Here is a 20,622-nt window from a genome sequence, read left to right on the forward strand (position 1 = left end):
GCGCACAGTCTACGCCCGGCCGTGCGCGTCAGCGTCGCCGAGCCTGCGCGTCAGCCATGCCGGGCGTCAGGCGGCCGGTTTGATCCGGATCATTGGCGGGGTGGAGGGGCTGTGCTCTGTCACGTGCTTTCCCGCGCGATGAAGGTCAGCCCGAGGTCGAGCCGCCGCTGCGGCGGCTCCTTGCCGTCCATCAGGTCGAGCAGCATGGCGGCGGCGTGGCGGCCGATGGCGTAGCGCGGCGTGGCGACGGTGGTCAGGGTCGGCGTGGTCCAGGCCGAGGCCGGCAGATCATTGAAGCCGGCGACGGCAAGCTGGTCGGGCACGCGGATGCCGCGGCGCTGGCACTGGAACAAAGCGCCCTGCGCCAGATCGTCGTTGCAGAAGAAGACGGCGTCGCAGTCGGTGTTCTCCGCCATCAGCCGGTCGATCATCGCAGCACCCAGATGGATGGAGGACGGGTCGGGCAGGCGCCAGACGCGCGCCTCGTCATACAGCCCGGCTTCCTCCAGCGCGTGGCGGTAGCCGTCGAGGCGGGCCAGCGTGCGCGGGTCGAGCTGCACGGCGACGAAGCCGATGCGGCGGTAGCCGCGCTCCAGCAGGTGGGTGGTCATCAGCCGGCCGCCCTCCTCCTGCGAACAGCCGACGCTGAGGCTGTCGGGGTCGTCCAGCAATTCCATCATATGGACGGTCGGGCTGGCGAGCGCCGACAGGTAAGTGCGGGCGACCGGGGTGTGGTCGGTGCCGGTCAGCAGGATGCCGTCGGGCTGGAACTGGAGATAGGTGCGGATCAGCCGCTCCTCCTCCTCCGGCGAATAGTGGGTGACGCCGATCAGGGCGCGGTAGCCGCGCGGCAGCAGCATGTCGTGGATGCCGGCCAGCGTCTCGACGAAGACCATGTTGGTCATCGACGGGATCAGCACCGCCACCGTCATCGACCGCGCCGAGGCGAGCGCGCTGGCGGCCTGATTCGGCACGTAGCCCATCGACTGCGCGGTGTCGAGGATGCGCTGGCGCAGCTCCGGCATCACTAGCTCGGGACGCTTGAAGGCGCGCGACACGGTGATGGCGCTGATGCCCACCCGCTCCGCCACGTCCGCCATCGTCGCGCGGCCGGTGCGCGAGGAGCGCGGCTTGCGCGTCTTGACCGCCGGGGTTGCCGTCCCATCGCCGCCACGGGTCGTCACAGGGCTTCGTCCTTCCGTTTCCGGCCGGCGCGACGGAAGGTCGCGCGGGCTCGCTGGTCACCGGTGTGTATCATACTCGGCAACGGCCGCGTTCCATGCACGGGCATCCCATCTGGAGCCCGAAACTGCAACCCGCGGCCATCCCTGATCAGTTTGTCCGCAACTCAAACAAAACTCTTTACGGCCGTCAAGGTTAGCGCTAACAGTATCGCCACCTCATCCCGGCGTCATCCGCGATTTCCGGCCGACAGGCCGCCGATGTCCTTTTGACCTGATGATGATAGCGCTAACATAACTGTGTCGGTGCGAGGGCCGCCGCGATCCCGGTCGAGGGGGGCGGTGCCGTACCGGTTTACGGGAACACGAGCCTCATGAACGGTCCCTCCATCGCGCCGTCCCCCGGCATGGACGCCATTCCCCCCGAGCTGTTGGGCGGTGCGCCGCTGATCGTCGTGGTGATGGGCGTTGCCGGCTGCGGCAAGTCCAGCGTCGGCAAGAGTCTTGCCGCCAAGCTGGGCGACGAGTTCATCGAGGGCGACGCCCACCACCCGCCCGCCAACATCGAGAAGATGTCGGCCGGCATCCCGCTGACCGACGCCGACCGCGACGGCTGGCTGGGCACGCTGGCCGGCTTCATCGCCGAGGCGCATCGGGCGGAGCGCGGGCTGGTCGTCGCCTGTTCGGCGCTGAAGCGGCGCTACCGCGACCGGCTGCGCGGCGACTGCGAGCGGGTGGTCTTCCTGCACCTGCATGGCGACAAGGCGCTGATCGCCTCCCGCATGGGGGCGCGCGCCGCCCATTTCATGCCCACCGCCCTGGTCGACAGCCAGTTCGCCGACTTGGAGATGCCGACGGCCGACGAAGCCGTCCTGTCCTACGAGGTGACGCTGCCGGCCGAGGCCATCGTCGCCGATGCCTGTGCCCGCCTGACCGGCACCGACAAGAAATCGAATGAGAGCGGCGGAGCCGCTGTGAATCAGAGCGGCGAAGCCGCTGGGAGGAACGCATGAAAAGCGTTGCGGATCTGCTGGAGCGGATCACTGAATGGATCATGGCGGCGATGCTGGCGGTCATGGTCGGTCTCGTCTTCGGCAACGTCGTCCTGCGCTACATCTTCAACAGCGGCATCGTCGCGGCGGAGGAGATCGCGCGGCTGATGTTCGTCTGGCTGGTGTTCCTGGGCGCCACCCTGGCGCTGCGCCACCAGCGGCATCTGGGGCTTGAGATCCTGCAGGCCCGCCTGCCGTTCAAGGTGCGCCGCGCCTGCGCGGTGATCGCGCACCTGATGATGCTGTACGCGCTCTATCTGTTCGTGCAGGGCAGCTGGATCCAGCTGCTGATCGGCATGGAGACCTTCTCCACCGTCCTGCGCTTCCCGATGGCCTTCTATGCCGCGGCCGGCTTCTTCCCGGCCATCGCCATGGCGCTGATCGTGCTGGCGAACCTGTGGCGGATCGTCACCGACCAGCCCGGCGCCCGCATCCCCGGCGACCCCGACACGATGATGGACCATCCGGAGTCGCACGGCCCGGCCGTGGCGCCCCCTGTGGATCCGGCGGCACCCGGCAGCCATCCCGGCGCCGCCGTCGCCAAGCGCTGAAGCCCAGCCCAGAAGACCTTTTGCGGACGGAGACGCCGCCATGACGCTCACCATTTTCCTGGGCTCGCTGTTCGGCTTCATGCTGCTCGGCATGCCCATCGCCTTCGCGCTGATGCTGACCGGCGTCGCGCTGATGGTCCACCTCGACTTCTTCGACGCCCAGCTGGTCGCCCAGAACATGCTGAGCGGCGCCGACAACTACCCGCTGATGGCGGTGCCCTTCTTCATCCTGGCCGGCGAGCTGATGAATGCCGGCGGCATCTCCCAGCGCATCATCAACCTGGCGGTCAGCCTGGTCGGCCACATCAAGGGCGGCCTGGGATTCGTGACCATCGGCGCCTCGGTGATGCTGGCCAGCCTGTCGGGGTCGGCCATCGCCGACACCGCGGCGCTCGCCACGCTGCTGATCCCGATGATGCGCGACCACGGCTATCCGGTGCCGCGCTCCGCCGGCCTGATCGCGTCGGGCGGCATCATCGCCCCGATCATCCCGCCCAGCATGCCCTTCATCATCTTCGGCGTGACCACCAACACCTCGATCAGCTCGCTGTTCATGGCCGGCATCGTGCCGGGCCTGCTGATGGGGCTGGGCCTGATCGCCGCCTGGATGTTCGTCGTCCGCGACATGACGGTGAAGCTGCAGCCGAAGGCCAGCGGGCGTGAGCGGCTGAAGGCGCTGGCCGACGGCGTCTGGGCGCTTGCCCTGCCGGTCATCATCATCGGGGGCTTGCGCGGCGGCATCTTCACGCCGACCGAGGCCGCGGTGGTCGCCGCCGTCTATTCGCTGTTCGTGGCGCTGTTCATCTACCGGCAGGTGACGCTGCCGCAGCTGGTCCCGCTGCTGGTCCAGGCGGCGCGCACCACCAGCACCGTCATGTTCCTGTGCGCCGCCGCCCTGGTGTCGTCCTACATGGTGACGCTGGCCGACCTGCCGCAGCAGATGACCGAGCTGCTGGCCCCGCTGATGGGCCATCCCAAGATGCTGATGCTGGCCATCGCCGTCCTGCTGCTGGCCGTCGGCACGGTGATGGACCTGACCCCGACCATCCTGGTGCTGGGTCCGGTGCTGACCCCGCTGGCGATCAAGGCCGGCATCGACCCGACCTATTTCGGCGTGATGTTCGTCCTGATCGGCACGCTGGGCCTGATCCATCCGCCGGTCTGCACGGTGCTGAACGTGGTGTGCGGCGTCGCCCGCATCTCGCTGGAAAGCGCCACCAAGGGCATCTGGCCCTTCCTTCTGACCTACATCGTGCTGGTGGGCCTGCTGATCGCCGTGCCGGAGATCGTCACCGCCCCGCTGCACCTGTTCCACTGACGCCTGCCCAAAACCAAAAGCCCAAAACCAACCAAACACCAGACGCCAATCACCAGATGGCAAGGGAGATCGACCCCATGTTCCGCAAACTGCTGCTCGCCACCGGCATCGCCGCCGCCCTGCTCGCCCCGGTCGCCGCTTCGGCGCAGGACGTGAAGACCCGTATCATCCGCTTCGGCTACGGCCTGTCGGAAAGCAGCAACCAGGGCCGCGCGGTGAAGTATTTCGCCGAGGAGCTGTCCAAGCGCAGCGGCGGCAAGCTGAAGGTCAAGGGCTTCGGCGACGCCAGCCTGGGCAGCGACATCCAGATGCAGAACGCCCTGATCGGCGGCGCGCAGGAGATGATGGTCGGCTCCACCGCCACCCTCGTCGGCATCGTCAAGGATTTCGGCGTCTACGACCTGCCCTTCCTGTTCAACAACGAGAAGGAGGCCGACGCCGTCCTCGACGGCCCGTTCGGCGAGAAGCTGCTGAAGTCGCTGAACGACAAGGGGCTGGTCGGGCTGGTCTATTGGGAGAACGGTTTCCGCAACCTGACCAACAGCAAGCGGCCGATCACCAAGCTGGAGGACATGGGCGGCATCAAGCTGCGCGTGATGCAGAACCCGGTCTACATCGACATGTTCAACCGCTTCGGCGCCAACGCGGTGCCGCTGGCCTTCTCCGAGCTGTTCACCGCGATGGAGACCGGCACGGTCGACGGCCAGGAGAACCCGGTCACCACCATCCAGTCGTCCAAGTTCTATGAAGTGCAGAAGTACCTGACGATCTCGCGCCACGTCTACAGCCCGTGGATCATGCTGGCCAGCAAGCGCTGGTACGACGGCCTGTCGGCCGACGAGAAGAAGATCCTGAGCGAGGCCGCCGCCGCCTCGCGCGATTTCGAGCGCAAGGACAGCCGCGAGGCTTCGGCCCAGAGCATGGCCTACCTGAAGGAAAAGGGCATGCAGATCAACGAGCTGAGCCCGGCCGAGCTGGAGCGCATGCGCGAGATGGTCAAGCCCGCCTTCGACAAGTACGCCGCCGACGGCGGTGCCGACGTGCTGAAGGACCTGCAGGGCGCCATCGCCGCCGCCCGCAAGTAACCGCGGCGACGCGGGTTTGCGAGGATGACGGGGGCGGACCGGATCAACCGGTCCGCCCCTTTTCTTTTGCGGCTGTCCGGTCCGGGTTGCAGAGATTGGAACGATTCGCAAATCGGTCCTTGGATATGGTTTGCGGATGCAGGTCCGAGTTCTTCGGTGGTTTTGAGAACAACTCGCAGTTACTATTGGTTGGACTGATGTATTGATAATTAATTTACTCGAATTTAACAGAATTACGAGACAGTTGCCCTGGGGTGTCGTGCCCTTGTCCGGGTGTGTCGTGGGGACTGTCGATGTTCAAGAAGCTGCCTTTGGTGACCAAGCTGGTGTTGGCGATCGGACTGGTCATGACGATCGGGCTGGGGGCCGGGTCGGTGGTGATCTCCGTCAAGAGCGGGGCGGACACCGACGCGCTGTCCTTCCAGGTCGGGGAGGAGCTGGGCAAGTACCATGCGGCGACGGTCGAGCGCCGGCTGAACGATGCGCTGGACATCAGCCGCCATATGGGCACGACGCTGCTCAGCCTGAAGCGGAGCGGCGTTGCCGACCGCGGCGCGCTGAACGACTGGCTGAAAAGCCTGCTGGAGGCCAACACCGGCCTGATCGGCGTCTGGGTCGGCATGGAGCCGAACGCGCTGGACGGCAAGGATTCCACCTTCGCCAACACCCCCGGCACCGATGCCAGCGGCCGCTTCATCCCCTATTGGAACCGCGGCGGCGGCAAGGTCCAGCTGGAATCGCTGGTCGGCTATGACGATCCCGGCCCGGACGGCCTCTATTACCAGCAGGCCAAGCGCACCGGCAAGGAGGTGATCGTTGAGCCCTACAGCTATGTCGTCGCCGGCAAGACCGTGCTGATGGTGTCGCTGGCGGTGCCGATCCTCGACAACGGCAAGTTCATCGGCGTCGCCGGTGTCGACATCGCCACCGACGTCATCTGGGACGAGCTGAAGACGGCCAGGCCGTTCGAGACCGGGTCGGTGTTCCTGATCTCCAATGCCGGCGCCTGGGCGGCCTACAGCAACCCCGACCATCTGGGCAAGCCGATCCTGGAAACCAATCCCCGGCTGAAGGACGCGATGCCCGCCGTCCGCGAAGGCCGGCCCTTCGCCCATTTCTCGGTGTCGGCCAGCCTTGGCTCCGAGGTGAAGCAGCTGTTCCGGCCGGTCGCCATCGGCAACACCGGCACGCCCTGGTCGATTTTGGTCAACCTGCCGCTCAACAAGGTCGAGGTGCCGAAGCAGGAGCTGCGGACCTTCATCGCGGTGGGGGCGGTGCTGCTGACCGTGGCACTTCTGGTTGCGCTGTGGCTGACCAGCCGGGTCGTGGTCGGCCAGCCGCTGCGCCGGATCATCGCCACCATCCAGGCGCTGACCGCCGGCCGGCGCGACGTGGAGGTGACCGACCGCGACCGCGCCGACGAGATCGGCTCCATCAACACGGCGCTCCAGCTGTTCAAGGAGAATGCCGGCCGCGTCGCCGAGATGGAGGAGCAGCGCCGCCTGGACGAGCAGCGCGCCGCCGAGCAGCGCAAGCAGGATCTGGCCCGGCTGGCCCAGCGCTTCGAGGGGTCGGTCGGCGACGTGGTCGCCAGCGTCGCCAGGCAGGCCGAGGCGATCCGCACCGATTCCGAAGGGCTGTCGGCCATCGCCGAGCAGACCAACGCCCAGGCTTCCGCCGTCGCCAGCGCCGCCGACGTCGCCAGCGGCAACGTGCAGACGGTGGCCGCCGCGGCGGAGGAGCTGGCGCACTCCATCGAGGAGATCAACCAGCGCATCGCCGCCTCGTCGCGCATGGCGAATGACGCGGTGGGCGAGGTCGAGAAGACCAACGGCACGGTGGCCGGTCTGGCCCAAGCCGCGCAGAAGATCGGCGACGTGGTGAACCTGATCCAGTCCATCGCCGGCCAGACCAACCTCCTGGCGCTGAACGCCACCATCGAGGCGGCGCGGGCGGGCGAGGCCGGCAAGGGCTTCGCCGTCGTGGCGCAGGAGGTCAAGAACCTCGCCAGCCAGACCGCCAAGGCGACGGAGGAGATCGCTGCGCAGATCGCCGAGATCCAGTCGGTCAGCGGCAGCGCCGTCGGCGCCATCCAGGCCATCGGCCGCACCATCCTGGGCATCAGCGAGACGGTCACCGCCGTCGCTGCCGCCGCCGAGGAGCAGGGGGCGGCGACGCGCGAGATCAGCCGCAACGTCCAGCAGGCCGCCAGCGGCACCCGCGAGGTGTCGACCAACATCGAAGGCGTGACCCGCGCCGCCAGCGAAACCGGCAGCATGGCCGCCCAGGCCCGCGGGGCCGCCGACACGCTGTCGCACCAGTCGGCGCAGCTGCGCGGCGAGGTGCAGCGCTTCGTGGCGACGATCCGCGAGGCGTGACGGGGGCGGAGAGCCGCCGGTTGGCGGCTCCCTCCTTTTCAGCAGTCCCCCCGCTCAGCAGTCGAAGAAGACGGTTTCCCCGTCGCCCTGGATGCGGATGTCGAAGCGGTAGACCACGCCGCCGGGCGTCTCGGCGCGCGTCGCGATCAGGGTGTCGCGGCGGTCGGCCGGGACGCTCGCCAGCACCGGGTCGGCCTCGTTCGCCGCGGTCTCGTCGGAGAAATGCAGGCGGGTGAAGGCGTGGCTCAGCATGCCGCGGGCGAACACCGTCACCGCGATGTGCGGGGCGTGGCCGGGGTCGCAGGCGCCGGGCTTCACCGTGTCGAAGACATAACGGCCGGCGTCGTCGGTGCCGCAGCGGCCGAAGCCGGCGGCGCCGGGGGCGTGCCTGCCGTCGGCGCCGGCCTGCCAGATCTCCACCACGCAGTCGCGGATCGGCGCGCCCTGGCCGTCATAGACCACGCCCTCGATGCGGATGTGCTCTCCGGCCATGTCGGGGGCGGCCAGCCGGTTGGTCGCCAGCGGGCGGCGGCCGTAGAGTTCCGGCGTCCAGGCATAGGCGAAATAGGGGCCGACGGTCTGGGACGGGGTCTGTTTCAAGCTCTGGCTCATGACGGTCAGCCCTCCATCGGCGTGGCGTGGCGTCCGCGCAGGACGATGTCGAACTCATAGCCGAGCGCCCACACCGGCTCGGTCACGTCGATGGAGAAGCGGGAGACCAGCAGCTCGCGCGCCCCCTCCGGCACCCCGTTGTAGATGGGGTCGAGCGGCAGAAGCGGGTCGCCCGGGAAATACATCTGGGTGACCAGACGGGTCAGGAAGGACGGCCCGAACAGCGAGAAATGGATGTGCGCCGGCCGCCACGCATTGTGGTGATTGCCCCAGGGATAGGCGCCGGGCTTGATCGTGGTGAAGCGGTAGCGGCCGTCGGCGTCGGTGAGGCAGCGGCCGGCCCCGAAGAAGTTGGGGTCGAGCGGCGCGTCATGCTGGTCCCAGCGGTGGACGTAGCGGCCGCAGGCGTTGGCCTGCCAGATCTCCAGCAACGTGTGCGGCACCGGCCGGCCGTTCTCGTCCAGCACGCGGCCGGTGACGATCATGCGCTCGCCGATCGGCTCGCCGTTGACGCGGCCGTTCCTGGTCAGGTCGTGGTCGAGCGGATCGAGGCTGTCATGGCCGAACACCGGGCCGGTGCGCACCGACAGCCCCTGCTTCATCGGAATCAGCGGCTTGGACGGCGAGCGCAGCACCGTCGATTTGTAGAGCGGCGACAGGTAGGGCGGGTGTTGCGCCCAATCGCGGGGGCTGAAATCGCCTTCAGCCTCGTGAACAGCAGTGTCCATCGCGGGTGTCCCTCCTTGGGAGCGGTCAGCTTTGCCGACCTTGTGTGTTCTTATGGCCAGGTGTGTTCTTGTGATCGTCCAGCACGCGGTCGATGAAGTGGGAGGCCGCGCCGGTGTAGCGCAGCGGGTCGAACAGCCGGTCGAGGCCGTCCGCGCCCAGCGCCTGCATCACCTCCCCGTCCTCGGCCAGCACGTCGCGCAGCGGACGGGCGTCGGCTGCGGCGCGGCGGCTGGCCTCGGCGACGCGGGAATGGGCGGCCATGCGGCCCATGCGGTCGCCCAGCGCCATGGTGACGGCTTCGGCCAGGATCAGGCCGCGGGTCAGGTCGAGGTTGGCGCGCATGCGCTCCTCATCGACGGTCAGGCCGGCGATTGTCTCGCGGGCATGGCGGGCGGCACCGGCGACGAGGCGGCAGAGGTCGGGCAGCGCCTGCCACTCGGCATGCCAGCCGCCGAGACCGCGCTCATGCTCCTGCACCTGCGCCGCCAGCAGCCCGCCGACCAGGGCGGGGGCGCGGATGGCGGTGGAGAGCAGGACGGCGCAGGACACCGGGTTGCGCTTGTGCGGCATGGTGGAGGAGCCGCCGCGGCCGGGGGCGCTGGGCTCGAAGGCTTCGGCGACCTCCATCTGCATCATCAGCGAGATGTCGCGGCCGAGCGTGCCCAGCGTGCCGGCGAGGATGCCGAGCGCGGAGGCCAGTTCGGCGATGCGGTCGCGGCTGGCGTGCCAGGGCAGGGCGGGCAGGGGGAGGTCCAGCTCCTTCGCCAGGGCCTCCGCCACCGCCGGGCCGGCGTCGCCGAGTGCCGCCAGCGTGCCGGCGGCGCCGCCGAATTGCAGGGCGAGGCGCTTACTGGCGGCGGCGATGCGCTGGCGGTCGCGGCCGAGCGCGTCGAGCCAGCCGGCGGCCTTCAGGCCAAAAGTCGTCGGCAGGGCGTGCTGAAGCCAGGTGCGGGCGACCATCGGCGTCGTGCGGTGGCGCTCGGCGAGATCGGCGAGGCCATCGGCGAGCGCCGCCAGATCGGCGTCGAGCCCGTCGAGGAAGCGGCGCAGCTGAAGCATCAGGCCGCTGTCCATCGCGTCCTGGCTGGTGGCGCCCCAATGGACGTAGCGCGACGCCTCTTCGTCGGCGGCCTTCACGGTGGCGGTCAGGTGTTTGACCAGGGGGATGGCGGTGTTGCCGGCCAGCGCCGCCTCCGCTCCCAGCGCGGTCAGGTCGTAGAGGCCGGCCCTGCACGCCGCCTCGATGGCCGGGACGGTGCGCGAGGGGATGATGCCGACCGCCGCCTCCGCCCGCGCCAGCGCCGCCTCGAAATCCAGCATGCCTTGCAGCCTTGCCGAGGGGGAGAAGGCGTCGGCCGCCGCGTCACTGGTGAAGAGCGGGTCGAGGAGTGGGTCGGCGTGGATGGTGGTCATGCTGCTCACCCCTTCTTCGCGTCTTCCTCGTCCATCTCGGCATAGACGGCGCGGGCGAGCGCAATCGCGTGGTTGGCGGCGGGGATGCCGGCATAGATACCGGCCTGCATCATGATTTCCTTCACCTCGTCGCGGGTGACGCCGGTGTTGCGGGTGGCGCGGATGTGCAGCTTCAACTCGCCGTCCTTGCCCAGCGCCGCCAGCATGCCGATGGTCAGCATGCTGCGCGTCCGGATGTCCAGCCCCGGCCGGGTCCAGATCTGGCCCCAGGCGGTCTTGGTGATGAACTCCTGGAAATCGGCGTCGAACCCGGTGGCGCGCTCCAGCGAGCGGTCGACATGGGCGTCGCCGAGGACCGAGCGGCGCACCGCCATGCCGCGGTCGTACAGATCCTTGTCCGTCATGTCACGGTCGGCCATCACAGGTCCCTCAGGAAGCCGTCGATCAGGGCGGCCAGCTCCGCCGGCTTCTCGACGCCGGGGATGTGGGCGGCGCCGGGCAGCAGTTCGAACCGCGCGCCGGGGATGCCGGCCGCCAGCTCGCGGGCGGCGTCGGGCGGGGTCGCCACGTCCTCCGCGCCGCAGATCACCAGGGTGAGGGCTTTGATGCCGGCGTTGGCGGCGCGCAGGTCGGCGTCGCGGATCGCCATGGCGCAGCCGACATAGCCGTCCTCGGGAATGCGGGCGACCATCGCGGCATAGCCGCGGATCTGGTCGGGGTGGTTGTCGCGGAAGCCTTGCGTGAACCAGCGCGCCATCACCCCGTCGGAAATCGCCGTCATGCCGCGGGCGCGGATGGCGGCGATGCGGTCGGTCCAGACCGACGCCGGGCCGATGACGCCGGCGGTGTCGCACAGGATCAGGCCATGCACCCGGCCCGGCGCCTTGACGGCGAGGCGCTGGGCCATCATGCCGCCGATGGACAGGCCGCAGACATGGGCGCGCTTGACGCCGAGCGCGTCGAGCAGGCCGGCGGCATCGTCGGCCAGCACATCCATGCTGTAGCCGGCGTCTTCCGTGACCGGCGTCACCTGGGTCAGGCCATGGCCGCGCATGTCGTAGCGCAGGATGCGGTACCGCTGCGACAGGTGCGGCACCACGGCGTCCCAGATGTGGAAGCTGGTGCCGATGGAGTTGGCGAACAGCAGCACCGGCGCGTCGGCCGGGCCGGTCAGGTCGTAATGCTGGGTGATGCCGGCGGCTTCGATGAAGGGCATGGAGACTGCCTTCGCTTGTTGTGGTGCGGGCACAGTTGCAGCCCGAGGCTACACCCGCTCGATCATCACCGCGATCCCCTGGCCGACGCCGATGCACATGGTGCAGAGCGCCGTCCGGCCGCCGGTTTGTTCGAGCTGGTAAAGCGCGGTGGTCGACAAGCGGGCGCCGCTCATGCCGAGCGGATGGCCGAGCGCGATGCCGCCGCCGTTCGGGTTCACATGCGCCGCGTCGTCCGGCAGGCCAAGCTCCCGCAGGACGGCCAGCGCCTGGGCGGCGAAGGCCTCGTTCAGCTCGATCAGGTCGATGCCGCCGATGGTCCGGCCGAGCCGCTCCAGCAGCTTGCGGGTGGCCGGGACCGGGCCGATGCCCATGACGCGCGGCGGCACGCCGGCGGTGGCGCCGCCGAGGATGCGGGCTCGCGGGGTCAGGCCGTAACGCTTCACCGCCGCTTCGGAGGCCACCAGCAGGGCGGCGGCGCCGTCATTGACGCCCGACGCGTTGCCGGCGGTGACCGTGCCGCCGGGGCGGACGATGGGCTTCAGCGCCGACAGCGCCTCGACGGTGGTGGCGCGGGGGTGTTCGTCGGTCGTCACCACCGTCTCGCCCTTGCGGGTGCGGATGGTGACGGGGACGATCTCGCGGGCCAGGCTGCCGTCGGCGATGGCGCGGGCGGCGCGCTCCTGGCTGCGCAGCGCGAAGGCGTCCTGGTCGGCGCGGGCGATCTTCCAGTCGTCGGCGACATTCTCCGCCGTCTCCGGCATCGAATCGGTGCCGTAGGCCGCCTTCATCGCCGGGTTGACGAAGCGCCAGCCGATGGTGGTGTCGAAAATCTCGGCCTGCCGCGAGAAGGGGGCGTCGGACTTGCCCATGACGAAGGGGGCGCGGCTCATGCTCTCCACCCCGCCGGCGATCATCAGATCGGCCTCGCCCGCGCGGATGGCGCGGGCGGCGGTGGCGAGCGCGTCGAGGCCGGAGCCGCAGAGCCGGTTCATCGTCGTGCCCGGCACCGCGTCGGGCAATCCCGCCAGCAGCGCCGACATGCGGGCGACGTTGCGGTTGTCCTCGCCGGCCTGATTGGCGCAGCCATAGATCACGTCGTCCACCGCAGCCCAGTCGACCGAGGGGTTGCGCTGCATCAGGGCGCGGATCGGCACGGCGCCGAGATCGTCGGCGCGCACCGACGACAGGGCTCCGGCATAGCGGCCGATGGGGGTGCGGATGGCGTCGCAGATATAGGCGTCACGCATGATGTCATCCTTCTCCGCCGACCTGACCATGGGCGGCGGCGGTGCGGGCGTGCAGGTCGCGCAGCGCCGCCAGGGTTGCGGCGTCCGGGATGTCGGTGGTCTTCAGGTCGGGCGAAATCTTCAGGTCCCAGCCGGTGGCCGCCTTGACCTGCTCCACCGTCACGCCGGGATGGATGCCGGTCAGGGTCAGCTCCTTGGTCACCGGGTCGGGTGTGAGGATGCCGAGGTCGGTGATCACCGCGGTCGGCCCGGCGCCGGGGATGCCGGCCCTGGCCCGCGCATCCCCGCCGTCGAGATAGCCCGCCGAGGTGACGAAGGGCAGCTTGGCGACGAAGGCCTTGGGGCTCTGCTTGAGGACGATGAACACCTCCTTGGCCTGGGAGGCGATCTCCGGCGCGCCGCCGGCACCGGGCAGCCGCACCTTGGGCGCGTCATAGGGGCCGATGACGGTGGTGTTGATGTTGGCGAAGCGGTCGACCTGCGCGGCGCCGAGGAAGCCGACGTCGATCCGCCCGCCCTGCAGCCAGTAGCGGAAGATCTCCGGCGTGCCGACCACAGTGTCGGCGGTCAGCGCGAGGTCGCCGTCGCCGATCGACAGCGGCAGCACCGTCGGCTTGGCGCCGATCGGCCCCGATTCATAGATCAGCACGACGTCCGGCGCATGGGTCAGCCGGGCGAGGTTGGCGGCGGTCGAGGGCAGGCCGATGCCGACGAAGCAGACGGTGCCGTCCTTCAGCAGGCGGCTGGCCGCCACCGTCATGATCTCGGTCGCGGTGAAGTCGAGAGTTTCGGAGCCCATCACGCAACCTCATTCATGATCTGGGCCATGCTTTCGGCCAGCACGCGGCGGAAGCCGGCGAAATCGTCGGTGGCCAGCACATGGCGCTGCATCCAGGCCTGGAAGCCGTCGCGCGAGCGGGCGATGGGGTCCCAGGCCTTGTAGAAGCGGTTGTCGCGCTCCGAATAGCCCTGCGCGTAGGACGGATAGGCGCCGCCGGGAACAGGACAGACGGCCGACAGCGCCCAGTAGGGCAGCACGCAGGCATTGGGCGGGGCGTCCAGGTCGTCGACGATCTCCTCCACCGTGACGATGGAGCGCCTGGCGGCCAGCACGGCCTCCTTCTGGACGCCGAGGATGCCCCAGAGCAGCACATTGCCGCGGCGGTCGGCCTTCTGGGCGTGGATCACCGTCACGTCCGGCCGGACCGACGGGATGGCAGCCAGCTTTTCGCCGGTGAAGGGGCACTCGATGAAGCGGATGTTCGGGTTGACCTTCGGCAGGTCTGAGCCGGTGTAGCCGCGCAGCAGGGCGAAGGGCAGGTTGGAGGCACCGGCGACATAGGCGTTCGCCATGCCGGCGTGGCTGTGCTCCTCGATCTCCAGCCTGTGCGGCCAGCCCTGCTCGACCGCATCGCGGAAGCGGTGGAGGGAGCCGACGCCGGGGTTGCCGCCCCAGGAGAAGATCAGCTTCGCGGCACAGCCCATGCCGATCAGCTGGTCGTAGATCAGGTCCGGCGTCATGCGCACCAGCGTCAGGTCGCGCCGGCCCTGCCGGACGATCTCATGCCCGGCGGCATGGGGGATCAGGTGGGTGAATCCTTCCAGGGCGACCGTGTCGCCGTCGTGCACGAGGCTCGCCACCGCCTCGCGCAGGGGCGTGATCTTCGCCATATGACCTCCCGGATGTGCGAAAATCGCACGAACATTCGTCGTTACGCACAGAGTGGCGAGCGGTGCGCCGCAGTGTCAAGGGCGAAAAAAGCATTATATGTGCGATCATCGCCCATATTGCGGCGCAACATGAGAGTTATATGGTCTGTGGAATGAGTTTCCTGATAAAAATTGATATTTATCAATTGGTTGTTCTAAGCGCCAATTTTGTGCGATTATAGAACATAATATCAAATATCGCACTTGACGGTTCGGTCCTCCCTCAGTACGGTGGACGGAACAGTCAATGACCGGAATGGCGAATTCCGGCGCCGGCATATGGTCACATGTGGGAGGGACAATGACGAGGACTCTGCGCAACGCGCTGTTGGGCAACGCGCTGCTGGGTGCGGCGTTCGGTCTGGCGCTGGCGGCCGGTCCGGCCGGTGCCGCCACCATCAAGGTCGGTGTCGTGGCTCCCTTTTCCGGGCCGTTCGGCGTGGTGGGCAAGAGCTTCAAGGAAGCCATCGAGGTCTATCAGGCCGAGCACGGCAAGACCGTCGGCAACGACACGGTGGAGTTCATCTACAAGGATCTCGACCAGGCGAACCCGGCGCAGAGCAAGGCACTGTCGCAGGAACTGATCGTCAAGGAGAAGGTGTCCTTCCTCGCCGGCTATTTCTTCACGCCGGATGCGCTGGCGGTCGCCCCGCTGATCGACGAGGCGAACATCCCCTGCGTGATCTTCAACGCCGCGACCTCCGCCATCACGGAGAAGTCGCCGCGCTATGTCCGCACCTCCTTCACGCTGTGGCAGAACACGGTGCCGCTGGCCGAACACATGGCCAAGCAGGGCGTCCGGAAGGCGATCTCGGCGGTCAGCGACTACGGTCCCGGCATCGACGGCGAGGCCGCCTTCAAGTCCACCTTCGAGAAGAACGGCGGCACGGTGGTGGACACCATCCGCATGCCGCTGAAGTCCACCGACTTCGCCCCCTTCATGCAGCGGATCAAGGATTCGGGCGCAGAGGCGGTCTATGCCTTCCTGCCCGCCGGCCCGACGACGCTGGCCTTCGCCAAGGCCTTCAACGACACCGGTCTGAAGGCGGCGGGCATCAAGTTCTTCGGCCCCGGCGACCTGACCCAAGAACCGGACCTGCCGGCGCTGGGCGAGGCGGCGATGGGCATCACCACCAGCTTCAACTACAGCCGCGCCCATGACTCGGCGATGAACAAGGCCTTCGTCGCCAAGCACAAGGAGATGTTCGGCTCCTACGACAGCGTCACCTTCACCTCGGTCGGCGCCTATGACGGCACGCACGTCATCTATCAGATGATCAAGAACAGCGGCGGCAAGATCGACGGCGCCAAGGCGGTGGAGTCGGTGAAGGGCATGAGCTGGGAAAGCCCGCGCGGCCCCCTGACCATCGATCCCGACAGCCGCCATGTCACCCAGACGATCTATCTGCGCACCGTCGAGATGGTCGACGGCAAATTGGAGAATGTCGAGAAGCAGTCGTTCCCGAAGCAGCCGGACTATGGGTACAAGTTGGCGAAGTGAGGGGAAGTGCCCCTCTCCCGTCCCTGTAGAAGTCCCCTCTCTCCCCCGCTCACGCGCAAACTTCGTTTGCGCTGACGCGACAGGCGGACCTCCGGTCCGCCGAAAGTGGGGAGAGGGTTAGGGGGACGCGTGGCAGGATTTTCGGGTAAGGCACGCGATGCTTCCCCCTCACCCCGACCCTCTCCCCGGGGGGAGAGGGGGATGGGGAGGTGGAGAGACATCATGGAAACCATGTTCGGGATCGCCGTCGACGGGGTCGCCTACGGCATGATCCTCTTCATCATCTCCGTCGGGCTGTCGGTGACGCTGGGGCTGATGCGGGTGGTCAATCTGGCGCATGGCGCCTTCGCCATGGTCGGCGGCTATGTCGCTTCCTATGCCGCACAGAGCGCCGGGCTGCCCTATGGGCTGGCGCTGGTGGTGGCGGTGGCGCTGACCGTGCTGGCGACGCTGCCGCTGGAACGGCTGCTGTACCGGCGCATCTACGGCTCGGCCAACGAACTGGCGCAGGTGCTGCTGACCATCGGGCTGACCTTCGTCATCGTCGCCGGCATCAATTACCTGTTCGGCCCGACGCTGAAGCGCATTCCGCTGCCGGACCTGCTGACCGGCACGGTGCAACTGGGGCCGAAGTCGATCCCGACCCACCGCGCCTTCGTCATCGGCGCCGGGGCGGCCACCCTGCTGGGGCTGTGGTGGCTGCTGGAGCGCACCGATTTCGGCATCCGGCTGCGCGCGGCGGTCGACGATCCCGCCATGGCGGCGGCGCTGGGCATCCGGACCGAACGGCTCTATCTGGCGACCTTCGCGCTCGGCACCGGACTGGCGGCGCTGGGCGGGGTGCTGGGGGCCGAACTGCTGCCGCTGGAGCCCTATTACGCCATCCGCTACATCGTGCTGTTCCTGGCGGTGGTGGCGGTGGGCGGGGCGGGCAGCATCTTCGGCTCGGCGGCGGCGGCGCTGGCGCTGGGCATCGTCGACACCGCCGGCAAATACCTGATCCCGAATTTCGGCGAATTCTTCTTCTACGCCGCCCTGATCCTGATCCTGTTCCGCTGGCCCCACGGCTTCTTCAAAGGGAGGACGGCATGACGAGCGTCGCCGAGCGCGACGGAAAGGCCGGCCAGTCGATCCGACCCGTTCCGCTTGGCAAGCGGCGCGATCTCGGCTGGATCGGCATTCCGCTGGTCGCATTGGCCGGGCTGGCCGCCTTCTGGCTGCTGCCGGACGATCTGGCGCTGCTGACCCGCATCGCCGCCTCGGCGCTGTTCGTGCTGTCGCTCGACCTCGTGCTCGGCTATGGCGGGATCGCCACGCTGGGGCAGGCGGCGATGTTCGGCACCGGCGCCTATGCCGCCGGCATCGTCGCGGTCAACTGGAACAACGACCCCTTCGTCATGCTGGCGGCCGGCGGGCTGGCCGGCGGGCTGGTCGCGCTGGCGACCGGCGCCCTGATCCTGCATGCGCGCGGGCTGACCCTGCTGATGCTGACCATCGCGGTCGGGCAGATCGTGCAGGAGGTCGCCAACAAGGCACGCGACTGGACCGGCGGCAGCGACGGGCTGTCGGGCATCGACCCGGCTCCGGTGCTGGGGCTGTTCCGCTTCGACATGTTCGGCCGCACCTCCTACCTGTTCGCGCTGGCGGTGCTGGTGGTCGGGCTGGTGGTGGCGCGGCGGATCGTGCGCTCGCCCTTCGGGCTGGCCTGCCGCGGCGTGAAGGAGGATCCCTTGCGGATCTCCGCCATCGGCGGGTCGCCGAAATCCTATCTGGTGGCGCTCTATGGCGTGGCCGGGGTGTTCGCCGGGGTGGCCGGCGCCCTGACCGCGGTGACCAGCGGCATCGTCGGGCTGGACAGCGCTGGCTTCCCCTGGTCGGCGGAGGCGCTGGTGATGCTGGTGCTGGGCGGCACCGGGCGGCTCTATGGCGCGGTGATCGGCACGGCGGCCTTCATGGGCATCCACCACATCCTGGCGGCCAGCGACCCCTTCCATTGGATGGGCTTCATCGGCCTGTTCCTGATCGGCATCGTCCTGTTCCTGCCCGGCGGCATCGCGTCCGGCTTGGAGCGGCTGGGCGGGCTGCTGCGCGGAAAGGGAGGCGGGGCATGACGAAGCTTCTTGAGGTCGAGGGGCTGTCCAAGAATTTCGGCGGGCTCCAGGTGTCGTCCGACATCACCATGACGCTGAATGCCGGCGACCGCTGCGCCCTGATCGGGCCGAACGGAGCGGGCAAGACGACCTTCGTCAACCTCGTCACCGGGGTGATCCCGCCCAGCGCCGGCACCATCCGGCTGGACGGCCGCGACATCACGAAGCTGTCGGCGGCGGAGCGGGTGCGGCTGGGGCTGATCCGCAGCTTTCAGGTCGCGCGGCTGTTCAAGTCGATGACGGTGCGCGAGCATCTGGAACTGGCCGTCCTCCAGCGCGACCGCCGCACCTTCCGCCTGTTCGCCAGCGTCGCCAAGGTGGCCGGGCTGGCCGACGAGGTGGCGGGGCTGCTCGATGCCATGGGGCTGACCCATGCGGCGCACACGGCGGTCGGCTCGCTGGCCTACGGGCAGCAGCGGCTTCTGGAGATCGCGCTGGCGCTCGCCATGAAGCCGAAGGTGCTGATCCTCGACGAGCCGGCGGCCGGCGTGCCCCATTCGGAAAGCCAGCGCATCCTCGACGCCATCGACCGGCTGCCCAAGGATCTGGCGGTGCTGATGATCGAGCACGACATGGATCTGGTGTTCCGCTTCGCGAAGACCATCGTCGTGCTGGCGCAGGGGCGGCTGCTGTGCAGCGGCACCGCCAAGGAGATCGTCGCCGACCCTCGCGTGCGCGAGGTCTATCTGGGGAGCCGGGCCCATGCCCACTGAACCGCGTGGCGCTTTCGAGGTCGCGGATCTGCGCGCCGGCTACGGCAAGACGCTGATCCTCGACGGCGTGTCGCTGGCCGTGCCGGCGGGCGGGCGGCTTGCCCTGCTCGGCCGCAACGGGGTGGGCAAGACGACGACGCTGGCGACGCTGGTCGGCCAAACCACCCGCCATGGCGGCAGCATCCGGCTGGACGGGGTCGAACTGGGGGCGATGAGCAGTTCGGCGCGGGCGGCGGCGGGGCTCGGCTATGTGCCGCAGACGCGCGACATCTTCAAATCGCTGACGGTGGAGGAGAACCTCGTCACCGGGCTGAAGGGGCGGCCGCGCTCGGCGCTGGAGGAGGCGTACGAGCTGTTCCCCCGGCTGGCCGAGCGGCGGCGCAACGGCGGCGGCGAGCTGTCGGGCGGCGAGCAGCAGATGCTGTCGGTCGCCCGCGCGCTTCTCGGCAAGCCGACGGTGCTGCTGCTGGACGAGCCGCTGGAGGGGCTGGCCCCGGTGATCTGCGACACACTGATGGCGGCGCTGTCGAGGCTCGACATGACCATCCTGCTGGTGGAACAGCAGGTCGACCGCGCGCTGGACTTCGCCGACCGCGTGGTCTTCCTCGACCGCGGCCGGGTGGTGCATGCCGGGCCGGCGGCGCAGGCGAAGGCCGATCCGGCGCTGCTGGAGCGGCATCTGGGCGTGGCGCTGGCGGCGTAGGGAGCGCCTCTACCGGAACGGCGGCGCGTAGAGCAGCCCGCCCTGGGTCCAGGGCTTGTTCATTCCGCGGTCCATGCCGTAGGGGACGCCGAGGTTGCGGTCGAAGATCTCGCCGTAGTTCCCCACCTGGGCCAGCACCTGCAAGGCCCAGTCGTCGGGCAGTCCGAGGGTGCGGGAGACGCTGCCGGCGTGGCCCAGCATGCGGTGCAGCTCGGGATCGTCGGGGATGCGCCCGGCCTGAACGTCGGCCGAGGTGACGCCCTTGGCGTCGGCCAGCACGATGGCGTGGAGTACCCAGCGGGTGATGTCGTACCAGTTGCGGTCGCCACGCGCGATGTAGGGCGTCAGCGGCTCGCGCGAGATCACGTCGGGGTAGATGTGGATGCCCATCCCCGCCTGGCGGTAGCCGGCCAGCGAGGTCACCAGCACCGTGCGGTCGGTGGTCAGCAGGTCGCATTCATGGGCGAGGAAGGCCTGCAACGCCTCGTCCAGCGTCTGGAAGGTGCGGATCGTCCAGGGCAGGTCCGACTTGCGGATATGGTCCTCCAGATTGCGGACCGTGGTGGTGGCGGTCTTGACGCAGACGGTGCGGACGCCCAGCCGGTCGAGCGGCGGCGGCGGTGTGCCGTCCGAGTGGATGGCGAAGCCCTGGCCGTCATGCAGCAGCGGCATCAGGAACTCGATGTCGTGCGACAGCTCGCGGCTGAAGGTCCAGGTCGTGGTGGTCAGCGCCACATCGACCTCGTGCTTCTCCACCGCCTGGAATTCCTGCGGCTTTTCCGGCAGGCGGACGACGCGGACCGCCTGGGCGTTGCCGAGCGTCGCCGCGGCGAAGACCCGGCAGACATCGACCAGGAAACCGTCGAGATGCCCCTGCGGGTCGGAAAAGGAGATGCCGCTGACGCCGCTGCGCAGGCCGCAGATCAGGAAGCCGCGGCCATGGATGCGCTCCAGCGTGTCGCCGTCCTCGGCATAAGCCGGCGAGGCCGATACCATCGCCAGCAGCACAAGCAACACCAGCCGCATCCCGACACCCATTCTCCTGACCTGTCCCGTCCGCCG

General features: G+C 68.7%; 20 protein-coding genes. 10 read left to right on the forward strand and 10 right to left on the reverse strand.

Annotated elements, in window-relative coordinates; translation table 11 throughout:
• Positions 1–119 precede the first annotated feature (119 nt).
• On the reverse strand, positions 120–1,184 hold the full coding sequence (locus tag ABNQ40_RS06380; protein ID WP_098735859.1) for a LacI family DNA-binding transcriptional regulator: 1,065 nt from the start codon (positions 1,182–1,184) through the stop codon (positions 120–122).
• A 371-nt stretch (positions 1,185–1,555) separates the two neighbouring features.
• Between ABNQ40_RS06380 and ABNQ40_RS06385 the strand changes: the two genes are divergently transcribed.
• The 5 genes from ABNQ40_RS06385 to ABNQ40_RS06405 all read left to right on the forward strand — a co-directional run bounded on the left by ABNQ40_RS06385 (position 1,556) and on the right by ABNQ40_RS06405 (position 7,565).
• Positions 1,556–2,194: a gluconokinase gene (locus ABNQ40_RS06385; protein WP_109048230.1), complete on the forward strand. Its 639-nt coding sequence runs from the start codon at positions 1,556–1,558 to the stop codon at positions 2,192–2,194.
• Complete coding sequence (locus tag ABNQ40_RS06390) at positions 2,191–2,784, forward strand: TRAP transporter small permease (RefSeq protein ID WP_109048231.1); 594 nt, start codon at positions 2,191–2,193, stop codon at positions 2,782–2,784. The genes ABNQ40_RS06385 and ABNQ40_RS06390 overlap by 4 nt, the downstream gene beginning before the upstream one ends.
• 40 nt (positions 2,785–2,824) lie before the next feature.
• Positions 2,825–4,102, forward strand: coding sequence for a TRAP transporter large permease (locus tag ABNQ40_RS06395; RefSeq protein WP_109048232.1), 1,278 nt, complete (start codon positions 2,825–2,827; stop codon positions 4,100–4,102).
• A 77-nt stretch (positions 4,103–4,179) separates the two neighbouring features.
• Positions 4,180–5,187, forward strand: coding sequence for a TRAP transporter substrate-binding protein (locus tag ABNQ40_RS06400; RefSeq protein ID WP_109048233.1), 1,008 nt, complete (start codon positions 4,180–4,182; stop codon positions 5,185–5,187).
• A gap of 293 nt (positions 5,188–5,480) precedes the next feature.
• On the forward strand, positions 5,481–7,565 hold the full coding sequence (locus ABNQ40_RS06405) for a methyl-accepting chemotaxis protein (RefSeq protein ID WP_109048234.1): 2,085 nt from the start codon (positions 5,481–5,483) through the stop codon (positions 7,563–7,565).
• A 54-nt stretch (positions 7,566–7,619) separates the two neighbouring features.
• Here the strand turns inward: ABNQ40_RS06405 and pcaG are convergent, their stop codons facing one another.
• From pcaG to ABNQ40_RS06445, 8 genes are read right to left on the reverse strand one after another with little or no spacing between them, the layout of a single operon-like run.
• Complete coding sequence (pcaG, locus tag ABNQ40_RS06410; protein ID WP_109048235.1) at positions 7,620–8,177, reverse strand: protocatechuate 3,4-dioxygenase subunit alpha; 558 nt, start codon at positions 8,175–8,177, stop codon at positions 7,620–7,622.
• Positions 8,178–8,182: 5 nt separating this feature from the next.
• A complete protein-coding gene (gene pcaH / locus ABNQ40_RS06415) occupies positions 8,183–8,905 on the reverse strand; it encodes a protocatechuate 3,4-dioxygenase subunit beta (protein WP_109048236.1) in 723 nt (240 codons plus the stop codon).
• A 25-nt stretch (positions 8,906–8,930) separates the two neighbouring features.
• Positions 8,931–10,319 carry a 3-carboxy-cis,cis-muconate cycloisomerase gene (locus tag ABNQ40_RS06420; RefSeq protein ID WP_109490743.1) on the reverse strand — a complete coding sequence of 463 codons (1,389 nt, stop codon included), beginning with the start codon at positions 10,317–10,319 and terminating at the stop codon, positions 8,931–8,933.
• A 5-nt stretch (positions 10,320–10,324) separates the two neighbouring features.
• Positions 10,325–10,723 carry a 4-carboxymuconolactone decarboxylase gene (gene pcaC / locus ABNQ40_RS06425; protein ID WP_109490744.1) on the reverse strand — a complete coding sequence of 133 codons (399 nt, stop codon included), beginning with the start codon at positions 10,721–10,723 and terminating at the stop codon, positions 10,325–10,327.
• A 14-nt stretch (positions 10,724–10,737) separates the two neighbouring features.
• Positions 10,738–11,535, reverse strand: coding sequence for a 3-oxoadipate enol-lactonase (pcaD, locus tag ABNQ40_RS06430; protein WP_109048237.1), 798 nt, complete (start codon positions 11,533–11,535; stop codon positions 10,738–10,740).
• Between the two features lie 48 nt (positions 11,536–11,583).
• Positions 11,584–12,783: a 3-oxoadipyl-CoA thiolase gene (pcaF, locus tag ABNQ40_RS06435; protein WP_109048238.1), complete on the reverse strand. Its 1,200-nt coding sequence runs from the start codon at positions 12,781–12,783 to the stop codon at positions 11,584–11,586.
• Positions 12,784–12,787: 4 nt separating this feature from the next.
• Positions 12,788–13,582, reverse strand: coding sequence for a CoA-transferase subunit beta (locus ABNQ40_RS06440; RefSeq protein WP_109048239.1), 795 nt, complete (start codon positions 13,580–13,582; stop codon positions 12,788–12,790).
• Positions 13,582–14,454 (reverse strand): CoA transferase subunit A, encoded by an 873-nt coding sequence (locus ABNQ40_RS06445; RefSeq protein WP_109048240.1) that lies wholly within the window; start codon positions 14,452–14,454, stop codon positions 13,582–13,584. The genes ABNQ40_RS06440 and ABNQ40_RS06445 overlap by 1 nt, the downstream gene beginning before the upstream one ends.
• Before the next feature lie 340 nt (positions 14,455–14,794).
• Between ABNQ40_RS06445 and ABNQ40_RS06450 the strand changes: the two genes are divergently transcribed.
• From ABNQ40_RS06450 to ABNQ40_RS06470, 5 genes are all read left to right on the forward strand, one after another.
• Positions 14,795–15,994, forward strand: coding sequence for an ABC transporter substrate-binding protein (locus ABNQ40_RS06450; RefSeq protein WP_109048241.1), 1,200 nt, complete (start codon positions 14,795–14,797; stop codon positions 15,992–15,994).
• Positions 15,995–16,216: 222 nt separating this feature from the next.
• Positions 16,217–17,086, forward strand: coding sequence for a branched-chain amino acid ABC transporter permease (locus tag ABNQ40_RS06455; RefSeq protein WP_109048582.1), 870 nt, complete (start codon positions 16,217–16,219; stop codon positions 17,084–17,086).
• Positions 17,083–18,105 (forward strand): branched-chain amino acid ABC transporter permease, encoded by a 1,023-nt coding sequence (locus ABNQ40_RS06460; RefSeq protein ID WP_109048583.1) that lies wholly within the window; start codon positions 17,083–17,085, stop codon positions 18,103–18,105. The genes ABNQ40_RS06455 and ABNQ40_RS06460 overlap by 4 nt, the downstream gene beginning before the upstream one ends.
• Complete coding sequence (locus ABNQ40_RS06465) at positions 18,102–18,857, forward strand: ABC transporter ATP-binding protein (protein ID WP_109048584.1); 756 nt, start codon at positions 18,102–18,104, stop codon at positions 18,855–18,857. Before ABNQ40_RS06460 ends, ABNQ40_RS06465 begins: the two co-directional genes overlap by 4 nt.
• On the forward strand, positions 18,847–19,560 hold the full coding sequence (locus ABNQ40_RS06470) for an ABC transporter ATP-binding protein (protein ID WP_109048585.1): 714 nt from the start codon (positions 18,847–18,849) through the stop codon (positions 19,558–19,560). Before ABNQ40_RS06465 ends, ABNQ40_RS06470 begins: the two co-directional genes overlap by 11 nt.
• A 9-nt stretch (positions 19,561–19,569) precedes the next feature.
• Here the strand turns inward: ABNQ40_RS06470 and ABNQ40_RS06475 are convergent, their stop codons facing one another.
• Positions 19,570–20,598, reverse strand: coding sequence for an amino acid ABC transporter substrate-binding protein (locus ABNQ40_RS06475; RefSeq protein ID WP_109048586.1), 1,029 nt, complete (start codon positions 20,596–20,598; stop codon positions 19,570–19,572).
• Between the last annotated feature and the right edge of the window lie 24 nt (positions 20,599–20,622).

It is taken from the genome of Azospirillum sp. A23 (assembly GCF_042938965.1).
GTDB classification, from domain to species: Bacteria; Pseudomonadota; Alphaproteobacteria; order Azospirillales; family Azospirillaceae; genus Azospirillum; species Azospirillum melinis.

Coding starts and splice junctions, on each gene's coding strand:
- ABNQ40_RS06385 (WP_109048230.1), top strand. CDS start 1,556: ATGAACGGTCCCTCCATCGCGCCGTCCCCCGGCATGGACGCCATTCCC.
- ABNQ40_RS06390 (WP_109048231.1), top strand. CDS start 2,191: ATGAAAAGCGTTGCGGATCTGCTGGAGCGGATCACTGAATGGATCATG.
- ABNQ40_RS06395 (WP_109048232.1), top strand. CDS start 2,825: ATGACGCTCACCATTTTCCTGGGCTCGCTGTTCGGCTTCATGCTGCTC.
- ABNQ40_RS06400 (WP_109048233.1), top strand. CDS start 4,180: ATGTTCCGCAAACTGCTGCTCGCCACCGGCATCGCCGCCGCCCTGCTC.
- ABNQ40_RS06405 (WP_109048234.1), top strand. CDS start 5,481: ATGTTCAAGAAGCTGCCTTTGGTGACCAAGCTGGTGTTGGCGATCGGA.
- pcaG (WP_109048235.1), bottom strand. CDS start 8,177: ATGAGCCAGAGCTTGAAACAGACCCCGTCCCAGACCGTCGGCCCCTAT.
- pcaH (WP_109048236.1), bottom strand. CDS start 8,905: ATGGACACTGCTGTTCACGAGGCTGAAGGCGATTTCAGCCCCCGCGAT.
- ABNQ40_RS06420 (WP_109490743.1), bottom strand. CDS start 10,319: ATGACCACCATCCACGCCGACCCACTCCTCGACCCGCTCTTCACCAGT.
- pcaC (WP_109490744.1), bottom strand. CDS start 10,723: ATGACGGACAAGGATCTGTACGACCGCGGCATGGCGGTGCGCCGCTCG.
- pcaD (WP_109048237.1), bottom strand. CDS start 11,535: ATGCCCTTCATCGAAGCCGCCGGCATCACCCAGCATTACGACCTGACC.
- pcaF (WP_109048238.1), bottom strand. CDS start 12,783: ATGCGTGACGCCTATATCTGCGACGCCATCCGCACCCCCATCGGCCGC.
- ABNQ40_RS06440 (WP_109048239.1), bottom strand. CDS start 13,582: ATGGGCTCCGAAACTCTCGACTTCACCGCGACCGAGATCATGACGGTG.
- ABNQ40_RS06445 (WP_109048240.1), bottom strand. CDS start 14,454: ATGGCGAAGATCACGCCCCTGCGCGAGGCGGTGGCGAGCCTCGTGCAC.
- ABNQ40_RS06450 (WP_109048241.1), top strand. CDS start 14,795: ATGACGAGGACTCTGCGCAACGCGCTGTTGGGCAACGCGCTGCTGGGT.
- ABNQ40_RS06455 (WP_109048582.1), top strand. CDS start 16,217: ATGGAAACCATGTTCGGGATCGCCGTCGACGGGGTCGCCTACGGCATG.
- ABNQ40_RS06460 (WP_109048583.1), top strand. CDS start 17,083: ATGACGAGCGTCGCCGAGCGCGACGGAAAGGCCGGCCAGTCGATCCGA.
- ABNQ40_RS06465 (WP_109048584.1), top strand. CDS start 18,102: ATGACGAAGCTTCTTGAGGTCGAGGGGCTGTCCAAGAATTTCGGCGGG.
- ABNQ40_RS06470 (WP_109048585.1), top strand. CDS start 18,847: ATGCCCACTGAACCGCGTGGCGCTTTCGAGGTCGCGGATCTGCGCGCC.
- ABNQ40_RS06475 (WP_109048586.1), bottom strand. CDS start 20,598: ATGGGTGTCGGGATGCGGCTGGTGTTGCTTGTGCTGCTGGCGATGGTA.